The organism is Occallatibacter sp. (genome assembly GCF_049510455.1).
Classification (GTDB): Bacteria; Acidobacteriota; Terriglobia; order Terriglobales; family Acidobacteriaceae; genus Telmatobacter.
In genome coordinates, this window is record NZ_JBEKYX010000028.1 from 22,924 (window position 1) to 41,844 (window position 18,921).

The 18,921-nt window shown below is 59.2% G+C and carries 14 protein-coding genes; 3 read left to right on the forward strand and 11 right to left on the reverse strand.

Going from position 1 to position 18,921, the window contains the following annotated elements; translation table 11 throughout:
* Positions 1-15: 15 nt before the first annotated feature.
* From ABSG47_RS07220 to ABSG47_RS07250, 7 genes are all read right to left on the reverse strand, one after another.
* Complete coding sequence (locus tag ABSG47_RS07220; protein WP_424168290.1) at positions 16-1,044, reverse strand: MBL fold metallo-hydrolase; 1,029 nt, start codon at positions 1,042-1,044, stop codon at positions 16-18.
* Positions 1,045-1,111: 67 nt separating this feature from the next.
* Positions 1,112-2,557 carry a DUF1501 domain-containing protein gene (locus ABSG47_RS07225; RefSeq protein ID WP_424168292.1) on the reverse strand — a complete coding sequence of 482 codons (1,446 nt, stop codon included), beginning with the start codon at positions 2,555-2,557 and terminating at the stop codon, positions 1,112-1,114.
* 50 nt (positions 2,558-2,607) lie between these two features.
* A complete protein-coding gene (locus ABSG47_RS07230; RefSeq protein WP_424168294.1) occupies positions 2,608-5,940 on the reverse strand; it encodes a PSD1 and planctomycete cytochrome C domain-containing protein in 3,333 nt (1,110 codons plus the stop codon).
* Entirely contained in the window at positions 5,937-6,911 is a 975-nt protein-coding gene (locus ABSG47_RS07235; protein ID WP_424168296.1) for an ABC transporter ATP-binding protein, read from the reverse strand. Before ABSG47_RS07235 ends, ABSG47_RS07230 begins: the two co-directional genes overlap by 4 nt.
* Complete coding sequence (locus tag ABSG47_RS07240) at positions 6,893-7,765, reverse strand: ABC transporter permease (RefSeq protein ID WP_424168298.1); 873 nt, start codon at positions 7,763-7,765, stop codon at positions 6,893-6,895. The genes ABSG47_RS07235 and ABSG47_RS07240 overlap by 19 nt, the downstream gene beginning before the upstream one ends.
* A gap of 4 nt (positions 7,766-7,769) precedes the next feature.
* Positions 7,770-8,888, reverse strand: coding sequence for a putative urea ABC transporter substrate-binding protein (locus ABSG47_RS07245; protein WP_424168300.1), 1,119 nt, complete (start codon positions 8,886-8,888; stop codon positions 7,770-7,772).
* 238 nt (positions 8,889-9,126) lie between these two features.
* The gene (locus ABSG47_RS07250) at positions 9,127-10,047 is read right to left on the reverse strand and encodes a LysR family transcriptional regulator (RefSeq protein ID WP_424168302.1); all 921 of its coding nucleotides are present in this window, start codon (positions 10,045-10,047) and stop codon (positions 9,127-9,129) included.
* Between the two features lie 149 nt (positions 10,048-10,196).
* Here ABSG47_RS07250 and ABSG47_RS07255 point away from each other — a divergent pair, with 149 nt between their 5' ends.
* Entirely contained in the window at positions 10,197-10,886 is a 690-nt protein-coding gene (locus ABSG47_RS07255) for a glutathione peroxidase (RefSeq protein WP_424168304.1), read from the forward strand.
* 22 nt (positions 10,887-10,908) lie between these two features.
* On the opposite strand, the gene atzF is transcribed toward ABSG47_RS07255, so the two are convergent.
* The 4 genes from atzF to ABSG47_RS07275 all read right to left on the reverse strand — a co-directional run bounded on the left by atzF (position 10,909) and on the right by ABSG47_RS07275 (position 18,016).
* On the reverse strand, positions 10,909-12,738 hold the full coding sequence (atzF, locus tag ABSG47_RS07260; protein WP_424168306.1) for an allophanate hydrolase: 1,830 nt from the start codon (positions 12,736-12,738) through the stop codon (positions 10,909-10,911).
* 21 nt (positions 12,739-12,759) lie between these two features.
* Positions 12,760-16,356: an urea carboxylase gene (gene uca, locus ABSG47_RS07265; protein WP_424168309.1), complete on the reverse strand. Its 3,597-nt coding sequence runs from the start codon at positions 16,354-16,356 to the stop codon at positions 12,760-12,762.
* 57 nt (positions 16,357-16,413) lie between these two features.
* Entirely contained in the window at positions 16,414-17,130 is a 717-nt protein-coding gene (locus tag ABSG47_RS07270; RefSeq protein ID WP_424168312.1) for an urea amidolyase associated protein UAAP1, read from the reverse strand.
* Positions 17,131-17,644: 514 nt separating this feature from the next.
* A complete protein-coding gene (locus ABSG47_RS07275; protein WP_424168315.1) occupies positions 17,645-18,016 on the reverse strand; it encodes a hypothetical protein in 372 nt (123 codons plus the stop codon).
* A gap of 198 nt (positions 18,017-18,214) precedes the next feature.
* Between ABSG47_RS07275 and ABSG47_RS07280 the strand changes: the two genes are divergently transcribed.
* Positions 18,215-18,760 carry an ATP-binding cassette domain-containing protein gene (locus ABSG47_RS07280; protein ID WP_424168318.1) on the forward strand — a complete coding sequence of 182 codons (546 nt, stop codon included), beginning with the start codon at positions 18,215-18,217 and terminating at the stop codon, positions 18,758-18,760.
* On the forward strand, positions 18,727-18,921 hold a 195-nt coding region (locus ABSG47_RS07285; protein ID WP_481133021.1), incomplete at its 3' end, for an ABC transporter ATP-binding protein. The genes ABSG47_RS07280 and ABSG47_RS07285, both read left to right, overlap by 34 nt.

The following is an 18,921-nucleotide window of genomic DNA, read 5'->3' on the forward strand; positions in this document are numbered from 1 at the left end:
TGTTTCAGAGCAAAACTACTTCGGCTGATCCCATTTGTTTTTGAGCTGCTCGGCCTGCACCTGCTCGAAGGTCTTTTGCGTGTGCGGGCTCATGCTGGAGTTGCGCGCGGCGACGGGCCAGAGAGAAAAATCACGAAGCGCGAGATGTTTCGAGACACCATTCAAAGACTTGAGCCCGTCTTCAAGTTCAAGGAGTGCGCCCACTGAGAGTTCTAGTGAATGTTCGTCGGGCTGGTAGATAGAGCCGATGGCGTAATCAAGGAACGGTGTGCGCGTTTCTTCAATATGGCAACCGAGGATGTGCGCGATGGGCTTGCCTTCCGTGAAGCGGATGAGACGCTCGGTGCTGGTCTGGAATTCCGTGACTGAGTGAATGTAGAGGCGGCCTGGATAGAGGCTGTCGCCGGTGAGGAGGATGCCGGTGCGGCGGTCATAGAGCGCAATGCTGGCGGAGTCGTGGCCGGGAATGGGAATCACATCGATGGCGCGCGAGCCGAGATCGACGAGGCCGTGTGCATCAGTTCCCTTTCCATCCGGACCATCCGTGATTTGATAGAAGGATTTTTCGTATGCGACTGTGGCGGGGACGAAGGTGACGGGGATGGCGGGGTCGTTCATTGCCTGCACGGCAGGGTCGCCCCAGGTGTGATCTTCATGCGAATGCGAATGTGTGACGATCAGCGGGATGCTCTGACGATGATTGCGTTCAAGCCAGTTGTGGATGGTGCGCTGGAGCGTGGGAACGAGGTTGCCGTTGCGTGAGCCGGTATCAAAGAGCAAGGCCTTGTCTTGTCCGAAGATGAGATAGAGGAAAGGCTTTTCGTAGTCAGTACAGCCGGACTGGCGCAGGATGAAAAACGTCGGGTTGTATTCATGCACCTGCCACTCGGGAATCTCCATGCAGTGCGGGCCGGCGGGCTGCCACTGGCGCGGAAGAACGCCGTGCTCAAGATTGCCGCCATCAGGCTCAGGAAATTGGGCGTGAGCTGCAATTGGTGCAGTAACGATCAAAAATAGTAGAGCAAAAAGTTCGAAGCGCTTCATTGTGAACCTCCGTTGAGACAACAAAGCCGCTCCAATGAATGGAGCGGCTCGTGCCGTTGCAGTGTGCTTATGCAATCAGGTCGTGGACGACATTGCCATAGAGATCGGTGAGGCGATAGTCGCGTCCGCTGTAGTGATAGGTGAGCTTCTGGTGGTCGATACCGAGCTGATGCAGGATTGTAGCGTGAATGTCGTGGACGTGGACAGGGTTTTCGATGGCCTTCCAGCCGAAGTCGTCCGTGGCGCCATAGGTGAATCCGCGCTTGAAGCCACCGCCGGCGATCCACATGGTGAAGCCGTGCGGATTGTGGTCGCGGCCATTGTGCGTCTGGCCGCCCATGAAGCCGCTTCCAACTTCGACCACAGGAGTGCGACCGAACTCCGAGCCGGCAACGATGATGGTTTCGTCGTAGAGGCCACGGGATTTGAGGTCCTTGATGAGCGCGGCGAAGGGTTGGTCGGAGTCGTGGCCGGTCTTGCGATGCATCTCGATGTCGAAGTGATGATCCCAGGGATCGCCCTTGGCGTAGTAGACCTGCACCATGCGTACGCCGCGCTCAATCAGGCGAGCAGCGGTGAGGCAGCCGCGCGCGGTTGAGCCTTCGCCATAGAGCTTGAGCGTGGCTTCGGATTCCTTGCGGACGTCGAAGACATCGGGCGCTTCGGTCTGCATGCGATACGCGGTTTCCATGGAGCCGATGGTGGCTTCGAGCTGTGGATCGTGAACCTGCGACTGGCCCATGTTGAGCTGATTAAGCTGCTTGACGAGGTCGAGTTCTTTGCGCTGCGCGTTGAGATCGAAGCGCTCGTTGTGAATGTTCGAGATGAGCTTCTGCGGATCGAATTCGGACTTATCGACGGCGTCAGAGACGTAGGTTCCCTGATGTACCGGCGAGAGAAAGGCCGAGGACCAGAGCGGCGGGCCGACTGTAGTGGGCACGTCAGGGCAAAGGACGACGAATCCGGGAAGGTTCTGGTTGAGCGAGCCGAGGCCGTAGGTGATCCATGCGCCCATGGAAGGCCGGCCGGAGAAGTTCGCTCCGGTGTTCATCATTTCAAGCGCGGGTTCGTGATTGGGAATCTCGGTGTAGACGCTTTTGACGATGCACATATCGTCTACGCACTCGCCAAGATGCGGAAAGATTTCACTGACTTCGATGCCGCTTTGACCATACTTCTTAAAGGCAAAGGGCGACTTCATGATGTTGCCGGTCTTGCGCTCATGGGCGAGATCGCCGCCGGGCATGGGCTGGCCGTGGTACTTTTCAAGCGCAGGCTTGTAGTCGAAGCTATCAATCTGCGACATACCGCCGTTCATGAAGAGGAAGATGACGTTCTTGGCCTTCGGCTTGTCGGTGATCATCCATGGGGCACGCTCGGTGGGCGTGGCGGATGCAGCGCGCGCAAGCGACTGGCCCACCATGCTGGCCAGGCTGAGGTAGCCGAAGCCGCAGCCCATGGTGCGGAGTGCGTCGCGTCGGGTGATGGGGCGGCCTGAAGGGCGATGAATCATTTTCTTCTCCCCGGCGGCGGGCGATACGGCTGCCCACGCCGAATCTCGTATCAGTTCACAAATTGAAATTCGTTTGAGCTGAGCAACGCGCGCGTGTACTCATCCCATGCCGTAATCGGCTTATCGGCAATTTCGTAGCCGGGCTTCTCCGGCGTGGTTTTGAGAAATTTGAGGCCGAGGTCCAGCTCTTGCTGCGAGGGCTTTCGTTGGAAGATGTACTCGTAGACTTTGGCGATGCGCGCTTCGTCGGTCGATTCGGTGTGGACGCGTTCAGCCAGCACGCCGGACTGTTCGTAGACGAAGGGATTGTTCATAAAGTAAAGCTGCTGGAGCGGAACGTTTGAGGAAAAGCGCTGCTCAGAAGTGAAGCTTGGGTTAGGAAAGTCGAAGACGAGCAGGTAGTTGTTGAGCCGGAAGCGGCTGACTTTACAGAAGACCGTGCGCTGGAGGTTTGAGTCCGAGAAATCCGAGGATGGACCGGTGACTTGTTTCAGGTCGAGATCGCCTGCGATGAAGAGGATGCCGTCGCGGATTTCTTCAGCGTCAAGCCGCGCGCGGGTGAAGTGGGAGTAGAGGCGGTTGGCGGGATCTTTCTCGCGCGCTTCGGGGCTTTCATCGGCGCTCTCGCGATAGACAGCAGAGAGAAGAATCTGGCGCTGCAGCCACTTGATGGAGCGGCCGTGCGCGACGAACTCCGAGGCAAGATATTCAAGCAGCGCGGGATTGGATGGCTTGTCGCCCTGCGTGCCGAGGTTGTCGGGAGTATTCACAATGCCCGTGCCGAAGTGCCACTTCCAGATGCGGTTGACGATGACACGATCCGACAACGGATGCGTGGCAATGTCATGCGCAAAGTCGAGGCGCCCGCTGCCATGCGAGTAAGGCTGTGCATTGACGGGCTGCAGGACGGTGAGAAAACCGCGTGGAACGGTTTCGCCGAGCGAGTGAGGATTGCCGCGCAGATTGAGCTTGACGTCGATAGCCTGTGGCTTGTCTGACATGCCGTTGACGTAAGGGAAGCCGGAGTCTTTGAGCTCCTTTTGCAGATCGCCGATCTTCTTCTGCTGCGCGTCAATGTAGGCCTGGAACTGCGGACCCACGCGGCGCTTGAGGCCCCAGCCGGTGAAGAGCATGACGCCGGGTTTGAATTTTTCTTCCTCATCGCCGGACTGCGAGACGAAGAGATCGGAGTAGAGTTTGGCCTCGTCTGTAGGCAGTGCTTTCAGCTCCAGTTCACAGCCGGGGCAAAACTGATCAAAGGTTTCAAACTCACTTGGCTTGGCGTCAAGATAGCGATGCTTTGGTACGTCATTCTTGGCGCGGATGATCTCGTTCTGCTCGTCGATCTCCGCGGCTTTGGCATGGACGCGGACGACGGTTTTCTGGAAGGCTTCGGCGAGAACGCGGGCCTGGTCTTCCGTGCTGGTGGGCGAGGCAATCATCGCCTTCCAGTCCTGCAGGTACGAATAGGTATGATCTTTGGCGAGATAGTCGACCCAGCGCTGAAGGAGTTCAGGATCGAGCTGCTTCTGCGAGGCGATCTGATCGACAGTCTTCCTGGGCTTGCCGGAGACGCTCCACGCAGCGGTCATGTAATCGGCTGACTGGATGGAGAGCGCGTCAGCGAGTTGTTTGCTGAGGGCGGTGGTGTATTCGCGCAGGCCGCCTTGAAGCTTTGCGGCTTCAAGATTTTTCTTGTCGAAGGCCTCGGCGGAGGCGGGAGACTCGACTGGATACTCCTTGTATGTGGAGCTGGCGAAGATGCTGACGATCTTGTAGTAGTCGCGCTGGGCGATGGGATCGTATTTGTGATTGTGGCAGCGGGCGCAGGCGACGGTGAGGCCGAGAAGCCCGCGGGTAACAGCATCGACACGCTCGTTGCGCTCGTCTGCGCGGCCCTGGATGGGCTCGGCCTGATCCCAGACCCACGGGCCGGCGCCGAGATATGTGGTAGCGACGAGATTGGCTTTGTGTTCCGTATCGGATTTTGAAGGGACGAGATCTCCCGCGAGCTGGAGCGTGACGAATTTGTCATACGGCACGTCGTCATTGAAGGACTGGATCACCCAATCGCGATAACGCCATGCGCCCTGGAAGGGCATGAAGCCGCGGCCCTTGGGATCGAGGCCACGAACGTCGTCCTCGGCGTAACGCGCGATATCGAGCCAGTGGCGGCCCCAGCGCTCGCCGTAACGCGGCGAAGCGAGCAGGCGATCAACGACCTTCTCCCATGCGTTGGGCGATTTGTCGTTGAGAAAGGCGTCAACTTCGGCTTGCGTGGGCGGCAGGCCGGTGAGATCGAAAGTAACACGGCGAATGAGCGTGCGGCGGTCGGCTTCAGGCGCTGGCTCAAGGCTGGCGGTGTGCATGCCTGCGAGGACGAAGTTGTTGATGGGCGTGTGTGGCCAGTGCTCATAGCGCTTGTCAGATCCGAAAGATGGGATGGGCGGCGGAGCGATGGGCTTGAGCGGCAGGAAGGACCAGAACCCGCGCTGCTCTTCCGTGATCTGGCCAGTCTTGGCGGTTGGATTGCCTGCCGTAACTGTCGCTGTATCCGGCCAGGGCGCGCCCATTTTGACCCACTGCGTGAGGACGGCAACCTCCGCATCAGAGAGCTTGCCGCCTTTGGGCATTTTTAGATCGCCGGACTGACGGACGGCGACGATCAGCAGGCTCTTGTCGGGATCGCCTGGGACGATGAGAGCGCCGTGTGTGCCGCCCTTGAAGAATGCAGCCTTTTGGTCTACGCGCAGGCCGCCTTTGGCGGTTTCATCGTGGCAGTCATAGCAACTGTTGGCGAGGATGGGACGGACTTTGTTCTCGAAGAAGTCTGCATCGGCGGCGGTGGAGTGCGCGGAGGGAACTACGACCTGCTTGAATTCGACAGCGCCACCGGGATTCATGTTCTGGGCCGTGGCGCTTGCGGCCGGGGATGTTGCAGGTGCTGATTGCGCGGCTTGGGCTGCGGCGGCAGGAGCAGGATCTTCTCCTTTAGCTCCGGCTTTGACCCAGGCGACGAGATCGGCGACGGCTGCGGGATCGAGCGAACGCTTGGGGGGCATCTTGAGATCGCCTGAGCGGCGCACGGCCTGAATGAGCAGGCTCTTATCTGGATCACCGGGAACAATCAGGGAGCCGCTTTTGCCGCCTTTGAGGATGGACGCATAGGAGTCAAGGCGAAGGCCGCCCTTCGCGGTTTCGTCATGGCAGTCGAGACAGTTGTTGGTGAGAATGTCCGTGACGCGCGTGGTGTAGAACTGCTTCGATGCGGGGTCCGGCTTGGGGTCGTCATTACGGCCAGCGGCAGAGACGGTTCCCGACGTGGCGACGACAATGCCGGCGATCGTCATACACGCGCTGCTCAGATAAACGAAGCGGTTCATGCGTGACAGCCCTCCTGCGCCGGTGACTGCGGCTCTACGCGATGCACGGAGGAGGACGCGAAGGCGACCCTCTCAAGAAACTCGTGCTGCATGCGGAACTCCGCGCTGTGACGACGCTCCGCGAACGGAAGCTGTGCGGTGGGAATCTTCTCTGCGACTAGCACATTACTCTGCTCAGGATTATCGTCGCGATGGCGCCCGAGCACGATCAGAGTAGTTCCAAGGAGTAGTGCTTCCGTAGTGTTGTGCGTGACAAAAACCACGGTGGGGCGCGATTCAGACCAGATGGAATGCAGCAGCTCCTGCAGGCTGGAACGCGTAGAGGGGTCGAGCGCGCTGAAGGCTTCATCGAGAAGCAGCACCGGGGGCTTCATGAGCAGGGCCTGCGCTATGGCTACACGCTGCTGCATGCCGCCGGAGAGCTGATGCGGATACTTCTTCATGTCTTGCGGGCGCAGGCCCATGCGGGTGAGCGAGTGGATGGCTTCCTCGCGTAGCTCGCAGCGGAACCGCCAGAAAGACGGAGTGAGGCGGCCAAGCAGGCCGGCATGCGCATTCTCAGGGCCGTACATCACATTTTCAAGCACGGTGCGGTCCGGGAAGAGCGAGTATTTTTGCGGCACATAGCCGGTGCGGGAATCGATGCGCTTGACGGGCTTGCCGTCCACGATGACTTCGCCTGAAGTAGGAAACTCCTGGCCGAGCATGAGGCGAAGCAGCGTGCTCTTGCCGCAGCCCGTTTCACCGAGGAGAACAACAAACTCGCCGGCTGGAATTTCAAGATCGATATTGGCGAGGACAGTCTTGGTGCCTTCTTTTCCTGCGGAGTAAGCGACGCCAACTTTACGCAGGGAGATTTCAACACGAGAGGCATTTGTGACGCAGACGGGAGCGCTCACTTCGGCAGCGACCGAGGCGAGCCCGGCCGGGTTAAAGGTGACCGGATTGAGCTTTAGAGGGGCTGATACCACGGGTGTAGCCTCCGGTTGGTAAAGCGCAAGAGCGCGTCGGCAACAAAAAGTAGAAGTGCAACCCACAAGACGTAAGGAAGAATGATGTCCATGCCCATGTGGCGGCGCATGAGGGCGATGCGGTAAGCAAGGCCGTCCGTGGCTGCGATCATTTCACCGGCGAAAAGAAAGAGCGCGAGCGGCTTGAGGTTAAGGCGCACGCTGTTGATGATCTGAGGCATCACCTGCTTGAGCACGATGCGATAGGCGACGTCGAGGTTCGAGGATTTGAGCGTGAAGGCCTTGACGATCTGCTCGCGGGGCACGGATTTCGCGATGTTGAAGGTATCGAGGATGAGTGTGGGCGCAACGCCGATGACCATGAGCGCAATCTTGGACCATTCTTCGATGCCGAAGACAATAAACAGGATTGGAAGCAGCGATAGCGCAACAATCTTGTCAAAGAAAATGACGAAGCGCAGGCAGAGCGCGCCAAAGTACGGAAAGACGGCCATGTGCAGGCCGATCAGGATGGCGGGGATGAGCAACACAAGCGCGACGAGAAAGCGCTTGCCGCTTGAGAGAGTGTCCTTCCACAACATGCTGTGGCTGAAACGTTCGATGAACGGCGCGTTGGCATCAACTGTGTCGTCTTCTTCCGGGGCTCCCAGGGCAGCGGACTTGATGCCCTGAATGAGCTGCTGCGCGGAAGGCACAACGCGGTCTTCCGGATTTTCCTTGTGGCGCGCGATGGAGAACTGCGCGTAGAGCGCGATACCGACGGCAAACAAAATCCATCCGAGCGACTGCGTCCACAGGCGCGAAGGACGCACCTGGATGGCTGCGAGGTCTGCCGGATGGAATGCCGTTTTCATGCGTTTACAACTTCCCCTGCGCTGCCATTTGCATATACGTGGAATCCATCCGGAGGCGGACGCGATCCTTTTTGCCCTGCACGCTGCCGTCCGTATAGAGAATCGCGACGTCGTCAACAGACTTGATGTTCTGGCCGAGCAGCGCATGACGGAAGCAGAACTGGCGGACGAGGTCCATCTTCTGCTTCAGCGCTGCGTCTGTAGCAAACTTTGTTGCGGACTGCGATGAGGAGAAGAGATATGTGGTCTTGAGCTGCTCTTTATAGGAAGCAACTGTGTCGTTCGAAGCTGCGGCACTGCCGGTGAGGGCCTTTGCGTTATCAGGCCCCGAGCCTGTTAGCTGAGCCACGGTCTCGTACCATGCGCCAGTGATGGCCTTGGCAAACTTCACGCCGGAGCCGTCAGGGCGATTGAGCACTTCACTGCGAACGACGAGCAGATCGAGAATTTCGCCGGGAATTTTGGAGGAATCAAAGAGCGGCTTTACTCCGGAGTCCTGGGAGAGAATCTCCGAGACGAGCGGCTTCCACGTAACGGCGATCTGGTTGCCTTTGTTGCCCAGGTAGGCGCCCACGATATCCGAGTCTGAGGTGTTGAGCAGCTTGAGTTTTGAGAGCTGGCCTTCGAGACCGTTTATCACCATCGCACGCTCCAGCAGATACTCGGAGACGGTCTTCTGCACAAGCAGAATGGGCTTGCCGGGAAGCTGGGCCAGGCTCAGGTTGTTTCGCGCGAGCACGGCGTCGTTGCCGTTCGAGTAGTCTCCGATGATGATGGAGGTAGAATCGACGCCGGCGGCGGCCGGCATGTCGAGCGCCTCCATGTTGGTCATGGTGCAGGCGTCAATATTTTTGGCTACGAAGGCATCGAGCGAGGCGGCGTAATCGAAGCGTTGCACCTTGATGACGATGCCGTACTTGTCGGCCCACTTTTTGAGGATGCCGGAGCGTGCCATGTAGTAGTAGGGATTCCACCCGGCGTACACAGACCATCCGACGGTGAAGCTGGGTGGCGCGGCGTAAGCCACAGGCGCGCAAAAGAGGACGAAGACGAGAACAGGGAGAAGCGCGGCGGCGAGAATGCCGCTGGAGAGAGACCGACTGCCTGAAAGAATCCTGTACAAATCCTTCCACCTTTAGCTATTGAGATGGTCTTTATCTTGATGAGCTTGCGAGCGAGAACTACGGGGCGAAAGTTCAGGAACTGTACCCCAAATTTACTTCACTGCCAGGGCGTTCACGAGGCTCATTCAACTTATTTATGCGATGGATAAAACGATAGCGCTGCACGTATAAATACCGCATAAGCATTGTGAAATTCATGGCTTCAGGTATTCGGAGCCCGAGGCGGCGCGGAGGATTTTATCGGGCGGCCTTCGCGGCCCGCGGGGAAGGATAGAGCTGTTCCGCGCTGTTGGTGGCGAGCTCAAGGAAAGCATGCGCGGCGTGGGTCAGCGTCCGGTCTTTGCGGAAGATGAGAGCCAGTTCGCGGTTGATCCTCATGCCTTCGACTTTGACTACCTTAAGCAGGCCACCATGTAGATCGTCCTGAACATTGGCACGGGGCAGGAAACCCATGCCTAGCCCGGCGGCGATAAGGCGCTTAAGCAGCTCACTCGAATCCACTTCCATGGCGATGCGGGGTTGCGCGTCAAAGCTCTCAAAGAAGTTGTTGAGAAGCGTGCGCTGGCGGCCCTGCTTGAGCAGCAGCACGGGAAACTGGAGCATCTCGTCCACCTTGATTGTGCCACGGGCGGCCAGCGGATGCGCGGGTGAGACGGTGAGCACGATCTCATCGCGATGGATGGACTGTACGACGAGGCGCGGGTCTTTGAGGGGCGTGGAGACGATGGCAAAATCGACTTCGCGGTTGACGACCATCTCGATGGAGCGGAGGTGTTCGGCGCGCACAATGCTGAGATTCACGCGCGCGTACTGTTTTTTGTACTCGGCGAAGACCGGCGGCAGGATGTAGAGGCTGGTGGCCTCGCTGGCCGAGACGGAAACCTCTCCACGGGCAGAGCGGTAAAGCTCATTCACAGCCATGACGATGTGGCTGTGGCATTGGAGGCAGTGCTCGGCGAAGGGCTCAAACAAGCGGCCCGCTGCCGTGAAGGTGACCTTGCCGCCATCGCGATCAAAGAGGCGCGCGCCCACCTCTTTTTCAAGCGAGCGGATCTGCGCGGAGATGGCCGGCTGCGTGACGCCGAGTTTTTCCGCGGCGCGGGAGAAGCTCTTGAGGCGGCAGACATGCAGAAAGGTTTTGAGCTGTTCAAAGTCCATGGGTCACGTCCGTTTGTAGTGCCGCCCTGTTGCGGCGGGTTCGAGTTAAAACAAAAACGAATGGCCGTCCAAAATCGGAGCGATAGACAGCGAAAATGAAGCGCGCAGGCGGCATAATGCACACATAGGAGACTATTGTTTTCAACTCCATGATCTTTCGAGCCATCTCGCGCCGTCTTTCCGTGTTTCTGGTTGCAACTTTGCTCGTCTCTGCTTTAGCAGCATTTGCTCAGAAGCCGCCGGAGCAAAAACCTGCGGAGCAGAAACAGCCACAAAAGCCAAAGCAGACCATTTACGACTTTTCGCTCGTCGGACTCGACGGCAAAGTTGTTTCTCTTTCCGCTTACAAGGGCAAGGTGGTGCTGCTTGTGAACCTTGCCAGCCAATCCGTGTATCACAGCCAGATTGATGCGCTGAGCGATCTGGCGAAAAGTTACGAATCAAAGGGCCTCGTCGTTCTGGGCATTCCTTCGGCGGAGTTCGGCGCACAGGAGCTGAAGGAGACAACTGCTGTCAGCAAGTACTATCTCGACACCGCCAAGGTGACCTTTACCGTCTTTGCGCCAGCCACGCTGACCGGCGTGAATGCTGTTCCGCTGTACCACTTCCTCACCGATCCCAAAGAGGGCCTGCCCGGCGGCGAGCTGCATTGGAGCTTCACCAAGTTCCTCATTGGCCGCGATGGCAAGCCGCTGGCGCGGTATGAGGTGGGCGAGGACCCGGCCGATATCGACTTCCACGTACTGGTGGAAAAGGCTCTTGCCGGCAAGCTGAAGCCGCATGGCGGAAAGAGTGAGGAGAAGAGTAGCGGCGACGATGATGACGACGGGCGGCGTTAGTTCCTCACGATAACTCCCTGCGTTAACTTTTTGTGGCGATGTACCTCCTCCATCCTCCGAGATGTGTGATTTCCTCTGCGCCTTCAAGTCCTGCGGGCTCGCAGAGAAAGCCTTTGACGAGAGAGCCGTCAGCGAGGCACACCGTGCCGAGGCCAAGTGGTGACGGAATCAAACTTAAGAAGCTGCCGACGGTCTCTTCCGGCATGGCCCATACCTCCACTTCTATGCCTTCGCCGCCGAAGCCTGGTGAATAGACAAGTCCGGGTTTGGGCGGAGTGGTGTTGGCAAGCGCGTAGAAGCGGTAATCGCCGTGTGTGCGCGTGGAGTGGACGAGCCGCGCCTTGCGCTGAGTAAGCTGCCAGTTGAGCGGCTGACCGGTAAGATGCGCGCCGACAACGGTCATCAAGATGCAGCCGTTGGGAGCGGCATTTGTTGCGGCAGGTGGCGTTGCGGCGAGGTCGCGCGAGCTGCCGCCGAGAGTTTTGCTGAGAGCGCGATGCAGGCGATCGGCGATGCGGAGAAGCCCCTCATCTGTGAATGCCTGGCCTACCAGCGTGACACCGAAGGGAAGGTTATTGGTCTTGAATCCGGCAGGAATGGCGACTGCTGCGAGGTCGAGGAGATTCACGAAGTTGGTGTAGTATCCGAGGTTTGTGTTGAGCTCAATGGGCGCGGCCTTCACCTGCTCGACGGTGTAATGCGTGGCAGCGGTGGGCAGAAGCAGAAAATCCGCCTGCTGCCAGAGGCCGGCGGTTTGGCGGCGCAGAGATTCAAGCGCGTAAGCAGCGTTAAAGGCTTCAACGGCGGTGTATTTTGCCGCGCCGCGGATGATGCTGCCGACAGTCGGATCTACTGTCTTAGGATCTCCTGCGAAGAAGTCTTTGAGAGCGGCGAGACGCTCGGCAACCCAGGGACCTTTGTAAAGAAGGCTAGCTGCATCGCGGAAGTGTGCGTAGTCGAATTCGACGGGCGTGCCACTGAGTGCGGTGAGAGCGGACACTGCGGCCTCATACTGCGCGGCAGACGCTTCATCGCCGAAGAATTCGCGGGACGCTGCGTTGAGGACGGCGAAGCGAAAGCCAGAGCTTAGAGCGCCGCCTGATTCTGTGGTCGCTGCGCTCCACGGTGTTGCGCCTTCGCCGGGACGCGGTGTGCGCGAATACGCATCCTCGGCATCGAATCCGCGCACGACTGCGAAGACGCGCGAGGCATCGGCGCAGGTTTCGGCAAAGATGGTGGCGCAATCGAGCGTACGGCATGCCGGAAGCAGACCGTTTGTACTGAGCAGGCCGCGCGTGGGCTTGAGGCCCACGAGATTGTTGAATGCAGCGGGGACGCGACCTGAGCCTGCTGTGTCTGTGCCCAATGAAAAACTGACGAGACCGCTTGCGACGGCGACGGCAGAGCCTGAGCTGGAACCGCCGGAGATGTGTTCGGCGTTGAAAACGCTGGAGCAGATGCCATAAGGCGTGCGCGTGCCGACGAGGCCGGTGGCAAACTGATCCATGTTGGTTTTGCCGATGAGGATTGCGCCTGCGTCAGTGAGCTTTTGCACGATGGTAGCGGTTTTATCGGGCCTGTGCGCGAAGGCGGGGCAGGCTGCGGTTGTCTCCATGCCTGCAACGTCGAAGTTGTCTTTGACGGCAAAAGGGATTCCGTATAGCGGAAGCTTGCGAGCGGCTTCATCGGCTTCAAGCGTGTGGGCGCGGGCTAGAGCCTCTTCGCGCGGGAAAAGGGAAATCCAGACGGGACGCTCGCCTGTGCGCTCGATTGCGTTGTAAATTCGCGCGACTTCTGCACCTGGCGTGAGCGTTCCAGTGCGATAGGCGTTTTCAAGCGAGCTGATGTCCATTCGATCCCCTTGTGCCGTGACTCAACACGACGAGCAAACGATTGCGAGTTGCTGGCCAGCACTTACCATCTGGCCGGGCTGGCAGAGAAGCTGTTGAACGACACCGGAGACCGGCGCGGAGATCTCCATTTCGATCTTCATGGCGTCGAGCACGACGAGACGCTGCCCTGCGGTTACGCGCTGGCCGAGCTCTGCTGCCACCTGGAAGACAGAGGCGGTCATGGGCGCGTGGACGGCTTCGCAGCCATCGGGCACGGTGAGTTCGTCAGTGTTCGATTCCGGCATATCGACGAGCGCGGAGCCATAGTCAAGCTGGCCGTTCATGCGCCAGCGCTCGCGCTCCTCATGGAACGCTGAGGTTTTGGTTTCGTTGAAGGCTGCGATGCCTTCTCGATTCGATTCAAGGAAGGATTCGTAGGCCGGGAGGGAGAATTCAGTTTCTTCAATGCGCGGATTGAAGCGGCCGTTGAGAATGTCGCGACGCAGCTCGGTAAGTTCTTCGGTGGTGACGGGGTAGAAGCGAATCTGGTCGAAGAAGCGCAGAGACCACGGAGTGCCTGGGGTGAAGGTAGGCGTGATGCGATGCGTGTTCCAGACCGGCACAGTGCGGCCCACAAGCTGATAGCCGCCTGGACCTTCCATGCCATAGACGCACATGTACGCGCCGCCGATGCCGACGGCGTTTTCCGGCGTCCAGGTGCGCGCAGGGTTATACTTGGTGGTGACGAGACGATGCCGTGGGTCTGTTGGTGTTGCGACAGGTGCGCCGAGGTAAACATCGCCGAGGCCGAGGACGAGATAACTGGCTTCATGCACGATGCGGTGCACTTCATCGATGCTGCCGAGGCCGTTAATGCGGCGGATGAACTCGATATTGTCGGGCAGCCAGGGCGCATCGGGGCGCACGGCCTGACCGTACTTAGCCTGCGCAAGCTGCGTGGCAGGATCGTTCCAGGAGAGCGGCAGATGCACGATGCGCGAAGGCACAGCAATCTGTGGGCTTTCAGGTAGCGCTGTATTAAAGGACTCGATTGCATCCAGCAGCTCTTTGCGGTGGAGCTTTCGGCTGTCGTAGTGAATTTGCAGGCTGCGCACGCCAGGGGTTATGTCGAGAATGCCTTTGAGATTTGCGGCGCGGAGTTTCTCTTCGAGCAGGTGCACGCGAAATCGCAGGCCAAGATCGAGTTGGCGTGGACCGTACTCGATGAGGAGATATTTGTCGCCATCGGCACGGGCAACGAGAGTGGGCTGCGGCGCTTCGATGGTGCGAAGAATGGCAGGCTCAAGCGCGACGGGAGAAGGCAGTTGCGGAGCGGAGCCTTCCAGCGCGGCAATGAAATGCTCGACGGCTGACTCGATAGCTTCGGCCTGCGCGAGCGTGATGCGGCGGAAGCGCACGGTATCGCCAGCCTTGAGCTGGCCCATCTTCCAGCGCTCGGCTTCCACGATGATGGCCGGGCAGACAAAGCCGCCAAGGCTTGGACCATCCGGGCCAAGCAGAATGGGCATGTCGCCGGTGAAGTCGATGGAGCCGACGGCGTATGCATTGTCATGAATATTCGAGGGATGCAGGCCGGCTTCGCCGCCATCTTTGCGCGCCCACTCAGGCTTTGGTCCGACGAGCCGTAAGCCAGTGCGATCCGACTGATAATGGACCTTCCAGTCGGTGGAGAAGAGCATGTCGATGTCGGCAGGAGTGAAGAATTCGGGCTCACCATGCGGCCCGTAGAGAACTCCAATCTCCCACTCGCGCGTGTACTGGAGCCTTTGCTCCGGCGCAAGGCCTGTTAGTTTTGTGGTTGATGCGGCGGGTAAAAAATGAACCACGTCTCCTGCGCGTAAAGCGCGACCAGCATGACCACCAAAGCCGCCGAGCATAAAGGTGCCCTTGCTGCCGAGAAAGCCAGGTGCGTCAATGCCGCCTGCGATGGCGAGATAAGCGCGCGAGCCAGCGCCCTTGGCTGCACCGATACGCAGAACAGAGCCTGCCTTGACGGAAAATGCCTGCCACATCGGCGCCGACGCGCCATCAAGTGTTGCGCCCATCTCCGCGCCAGTGAGTGCGACGACGGCATCCGCATCGAAGCGCAGCTTCGCGCCCATTGTGGTCATTTCGAGAGCGGCTGCGTCTTTGTTGTTTTCGACGAGGCGATTGGCCAGGCGAAAAGCAAGCGCATCCATGGGCCCTGAAGGCGGAACACCGACGTGCCAGTAGCCTAGGCGGCCGGGGAAATCCTGCACCGTGGTCTGCATACCGCCGTCGAGCACTTCAAAAGCTGTTCGCGTGACAGGGAAACCAGCCAGGAACGCAGTTGTCATTGCGCCGGAGGTGAATGTTTTCGACGCGACGACAGCCTGAAGATAGCGAAGGTTCGTCTCCATGCCGTAGATCTCGGTTTGCGCCAGTGCCGCTTGCAGTTTGCTCACCGCATCTTCACGATCCGCACCCGTAACGATGATTTTGGCGATCATCGGATCGTAGAAGGGCGTGATCTCGGTTCCGTTCTCAACCCAGGTTTCGATGCGAGCGTTTGTTGGAAAGCTGACCTTCGAGAGCTTGCCCGGTGCAGGCTGAAAGTTCTTTGCCGGGTCTTCAGCGTAGACGCGGGCTTCCATGGAGCAGCCTGTCGGCGTACTGGCGAAGGTATCGAATGCCGGCAGTTCACCTGCGGCTTCAAGAACCATCATCTCGACCAGATCGAGGCCCGTGACCTGCTCGGTGACGCCGTGCTCCACCTGGAGGCGTGTGTTGACTTCGAGAAAGTAATAAGCGCTTGTGTCGGCATCGTAAAGAAACTCAACGGTGCCGGCGTTGGCGTAGTTTACGGCCTGGCCGAGCAGAATGGCGGAACTGCGAATGGCCTCGGAGATCTGCGGATCGAGGCCGGGGACGGGCGTTTCTTCAATGACCTTCTGATTGCGGCGCTGCGCGGAGCAATCGCGCAGGCCGAGCGCAAGAACGCCGCCTTTGCCATCGCCGAAGATCTGCGCCTCGACGTGCTTGGCGCGGGCAACGAATTTTTCCAGAAAGACGCTGCCGTCGCGAAAGCTGTTCTGGCTGAGGCGGACAACGCTCTCATACGCATCGCGGAGCTGATCCGGCGCGTGGCAGACGCGCATGCCGATGCCGCCCCCGCCCGCCGAGCTTTTAAGCATGACGGGGAAGCCGAGCTTATCTGCTTCCAGAAGCGCCTCTTCCACGCCGCTGAGCACGCCGGTGCCAGGGAGCAGTGGAACGCCGCACTGCTGGGCAATGGCGCGAGCGGTGTGCTTGAGCGCAAAGGCCTCAATCTGCGGGACTCGCGGGCCGATGAAGGCAATGTTGCACAAGGCGCAGGCACGGGCGAACTCAATGTTCTCGCTGAGGAAGCCGTAACCGGGATGCACAGCCTGCGCGCCTGTCTGTTCGGCTGCAGCGAGAATTTTTTCAACGGCGAGGTAGCTCTGCGCAGGCGCACCGGGCCCTACAAGCACCGCCTCATCCGCATCCAGCACGTGGCGCGCATCGCGGTCGGCCTCCGAATAGACTGCCACTGAGGCAATGCCCATTTTGCGCATCGTGCGGATGATGCGGCAGGCGATGACGCCGCGATTGGCAACCAGAACCTTATTGAACATGCCGCTCCCAGATTGGTGTTGCTAATTTTTTCAATTTCTTTCTTATCCCATGTAGCGCTAGAGAAAATAAAACTCGGTGAGCAGAAATCCGCGCGCGTTTTCGCGGCATTGCGTGCGGCATGGGTCATCGGCGCGCGGGGGTGGAACACGGCTGATGCTCAGCTCGACTGGTTTGGGCGCGTACTTTGGCTCCGGGTCCAGCGGATGCGGGCATGTGTTCAGAATCAGCAGCGTGTTCATCTCCGCGCGCAGCTCCACGTAACTTCCGGCAGGCGAGTTGCCCGGCGCAAAGTGCATGTTGCCAGCCTCATCCACCGCGACCTTGCTGAAGAAATTTACTGTCGCATGCAGATCGCGTGGGCCCATGCCGTACTTGCCCAGCTCGATAGTCATGCCGTCACGCGCATTCTGATGCCAGTCATTGCGCGCCTGCTGGTAGGTGAGCTTGCCGTATTTTTTTTCGACCAGCGCTGAGTTTGAGAGGCCAGCCAGCGGATCGTGCCAGCCTGCCGTGTCGTCGGTAATCGAGCAGAGAATGCGACCCATGTCGGAGTAGAGCACGTGGCCCTTGGTAAGACGCGCGGTGTGCTGCGCCTTCAGCGTGTCAGGCAGATTGAAGCGCTCGGCGGGCAGCTCAAAGTTGAGGAAATACGCTGCCACATTTGTGCCGCCTTCAAGATCGGTGATGCGCAGCGCGGTGCCTCGCTTGAGCACATGGGACCACGTGGCCCCGCCGGGTAGAACTTCACTGCAAAGAACGCTGGACTCCACCATGGATGCTGCTCCCCTGGCCCTGATGACCTGTGATGGAAACCGAGATGCGTAGGCGGCTCCCTGCAGCGTTGTGACTGAGGCTGGCTGAAAATACGCCGATGCCGCTGCTGTCGGTCAGGGCTCACATGCTTTCGGTTTCCGTGCTTTGCAGACACGTACGCTATGCCCGGACACGGGATTCGCGAACAAATTTGTCTGCCTGGGTGGAGAAACGCCCGCCGGAAGATCAAGTGACCGGCCACGTCTCCTAAAGAGAGGGAAGGAAGAAGAACGGCGGACCGCAGCACACATCCATGTGATTGATGCGCAGTTGCACCTTGATGGAGGTGCGCCGGATTGTGCGCCGCGTAGTCATCTGCCCAGAGCCTACCACGATGTCTGGATGCCATAAAACGGCAAAAACGCGGTTCCTTACGCCGTCTTTAGAAGAGGCGCTTGTTTGCACCGGCAGCGGTGCGAAAGAGCAACGCCCGCACCGGTCTGGCTGCGGGCGTTGCTCTCGATCAAAAAAAGATTAGTAGCGGCGAGGGCCGTAGAAGATCTGCACGCCGTGGTTGTAGCCGGCAGCGAAGGCCCGGCGGTAGGAGCCAAGCATATTCGGAGGAACGGGGAAGGCCGTTTTGCGCATGTATTCGTCGCGATTGTTGACGTTTGGCCTGCGACCGTTCTCACGGTCTTTGCGGGCGCCGTGGATACCTTCCTGGTAAGCGCGGCGCTGGATGTCGTCTCTGTAGCTTCCCGGAGCGTTATCCCATCCCGGCCGAAGCGGTGGAGGCGGGCCATACGGATTCGGTGGAGGCGGTCCCTGCAGCCCATGAGCGGCAGATGCGCCGGCCAAGGCGAGGGAAAGTGCGAGCAGAGCAGCACCAAACATCTTGATCTTCATAGCTGGTCAAACTCCTCTTTCTAAACAAAGTTGCGTTGTCAAAAGTCGTGCGATACAGACCGCAGCAGATGTCCGAAAGCTCTCGGGCGTTGCCTCCATGAAGCTACCACGGGCTCTATTGCGCAGTCATCAACAAGTTGAGTCTCAGGGGCGCATCCGATCGCATCGGTGCTGGTTCGCATCGGCTAGGATGACAGCATGACTGCACTCCTCACTGTGCGCGATCTGAGAATCCGATTTGGAGCGGCTGACTCGTCTCCGGCGGCCGTCCGCGGGATCGACTTCGAGATCAGCGAGGGCGAGGTATTGGGCCTGGTAGGCGAGTCCGGATCGGGCAAGAGCGCGACTTCGTTGGCCGTGATGGGATTGCTTCCGAAAACGGCGCAGGTGACGGGTGAAGTTGCGTGGCAAGGGGCAGATGGCAGTGTAAATCTGCTTGACGAGCCGGCCAGCGCACTCAGAAAACTGCGCGGGCGCGAGATTGCCATGATCTTTCAGGAGCCGATGACGGCGCTGAATCCGGTCATGAGTATAGGAGCGCAGGTGGCCGAATGTGCAGCGGCACATTCAGCCGGTTGGAGCGGTCGCGAAGCCAAGCGACGCGCCCTTGAGGCGCTTGAGGCTGTGGCGATTCCTGAGGCAGAACGGCGGTATGGCAGGCGCAGATTCTGGCGCTTCTACGAGAGCTGCAGCAAGAACATGGGCTGGCAATGCTTTTCATTTCGCATGATCTGGCCGTGGTAGGCCAGGTAGCGAGCCGCGTAGCCGTCATGTGCCATGGAGAGATTGTTGAGACCGGGCCGGTGAATGAGGTTCTCACCCGGCCGCGGCATGAATACACACGAAGCCTGTTGGCCTCTGTGCCGACGATGCGTACCGATCGCGAGCAGCCGCTGGCGGTGGTG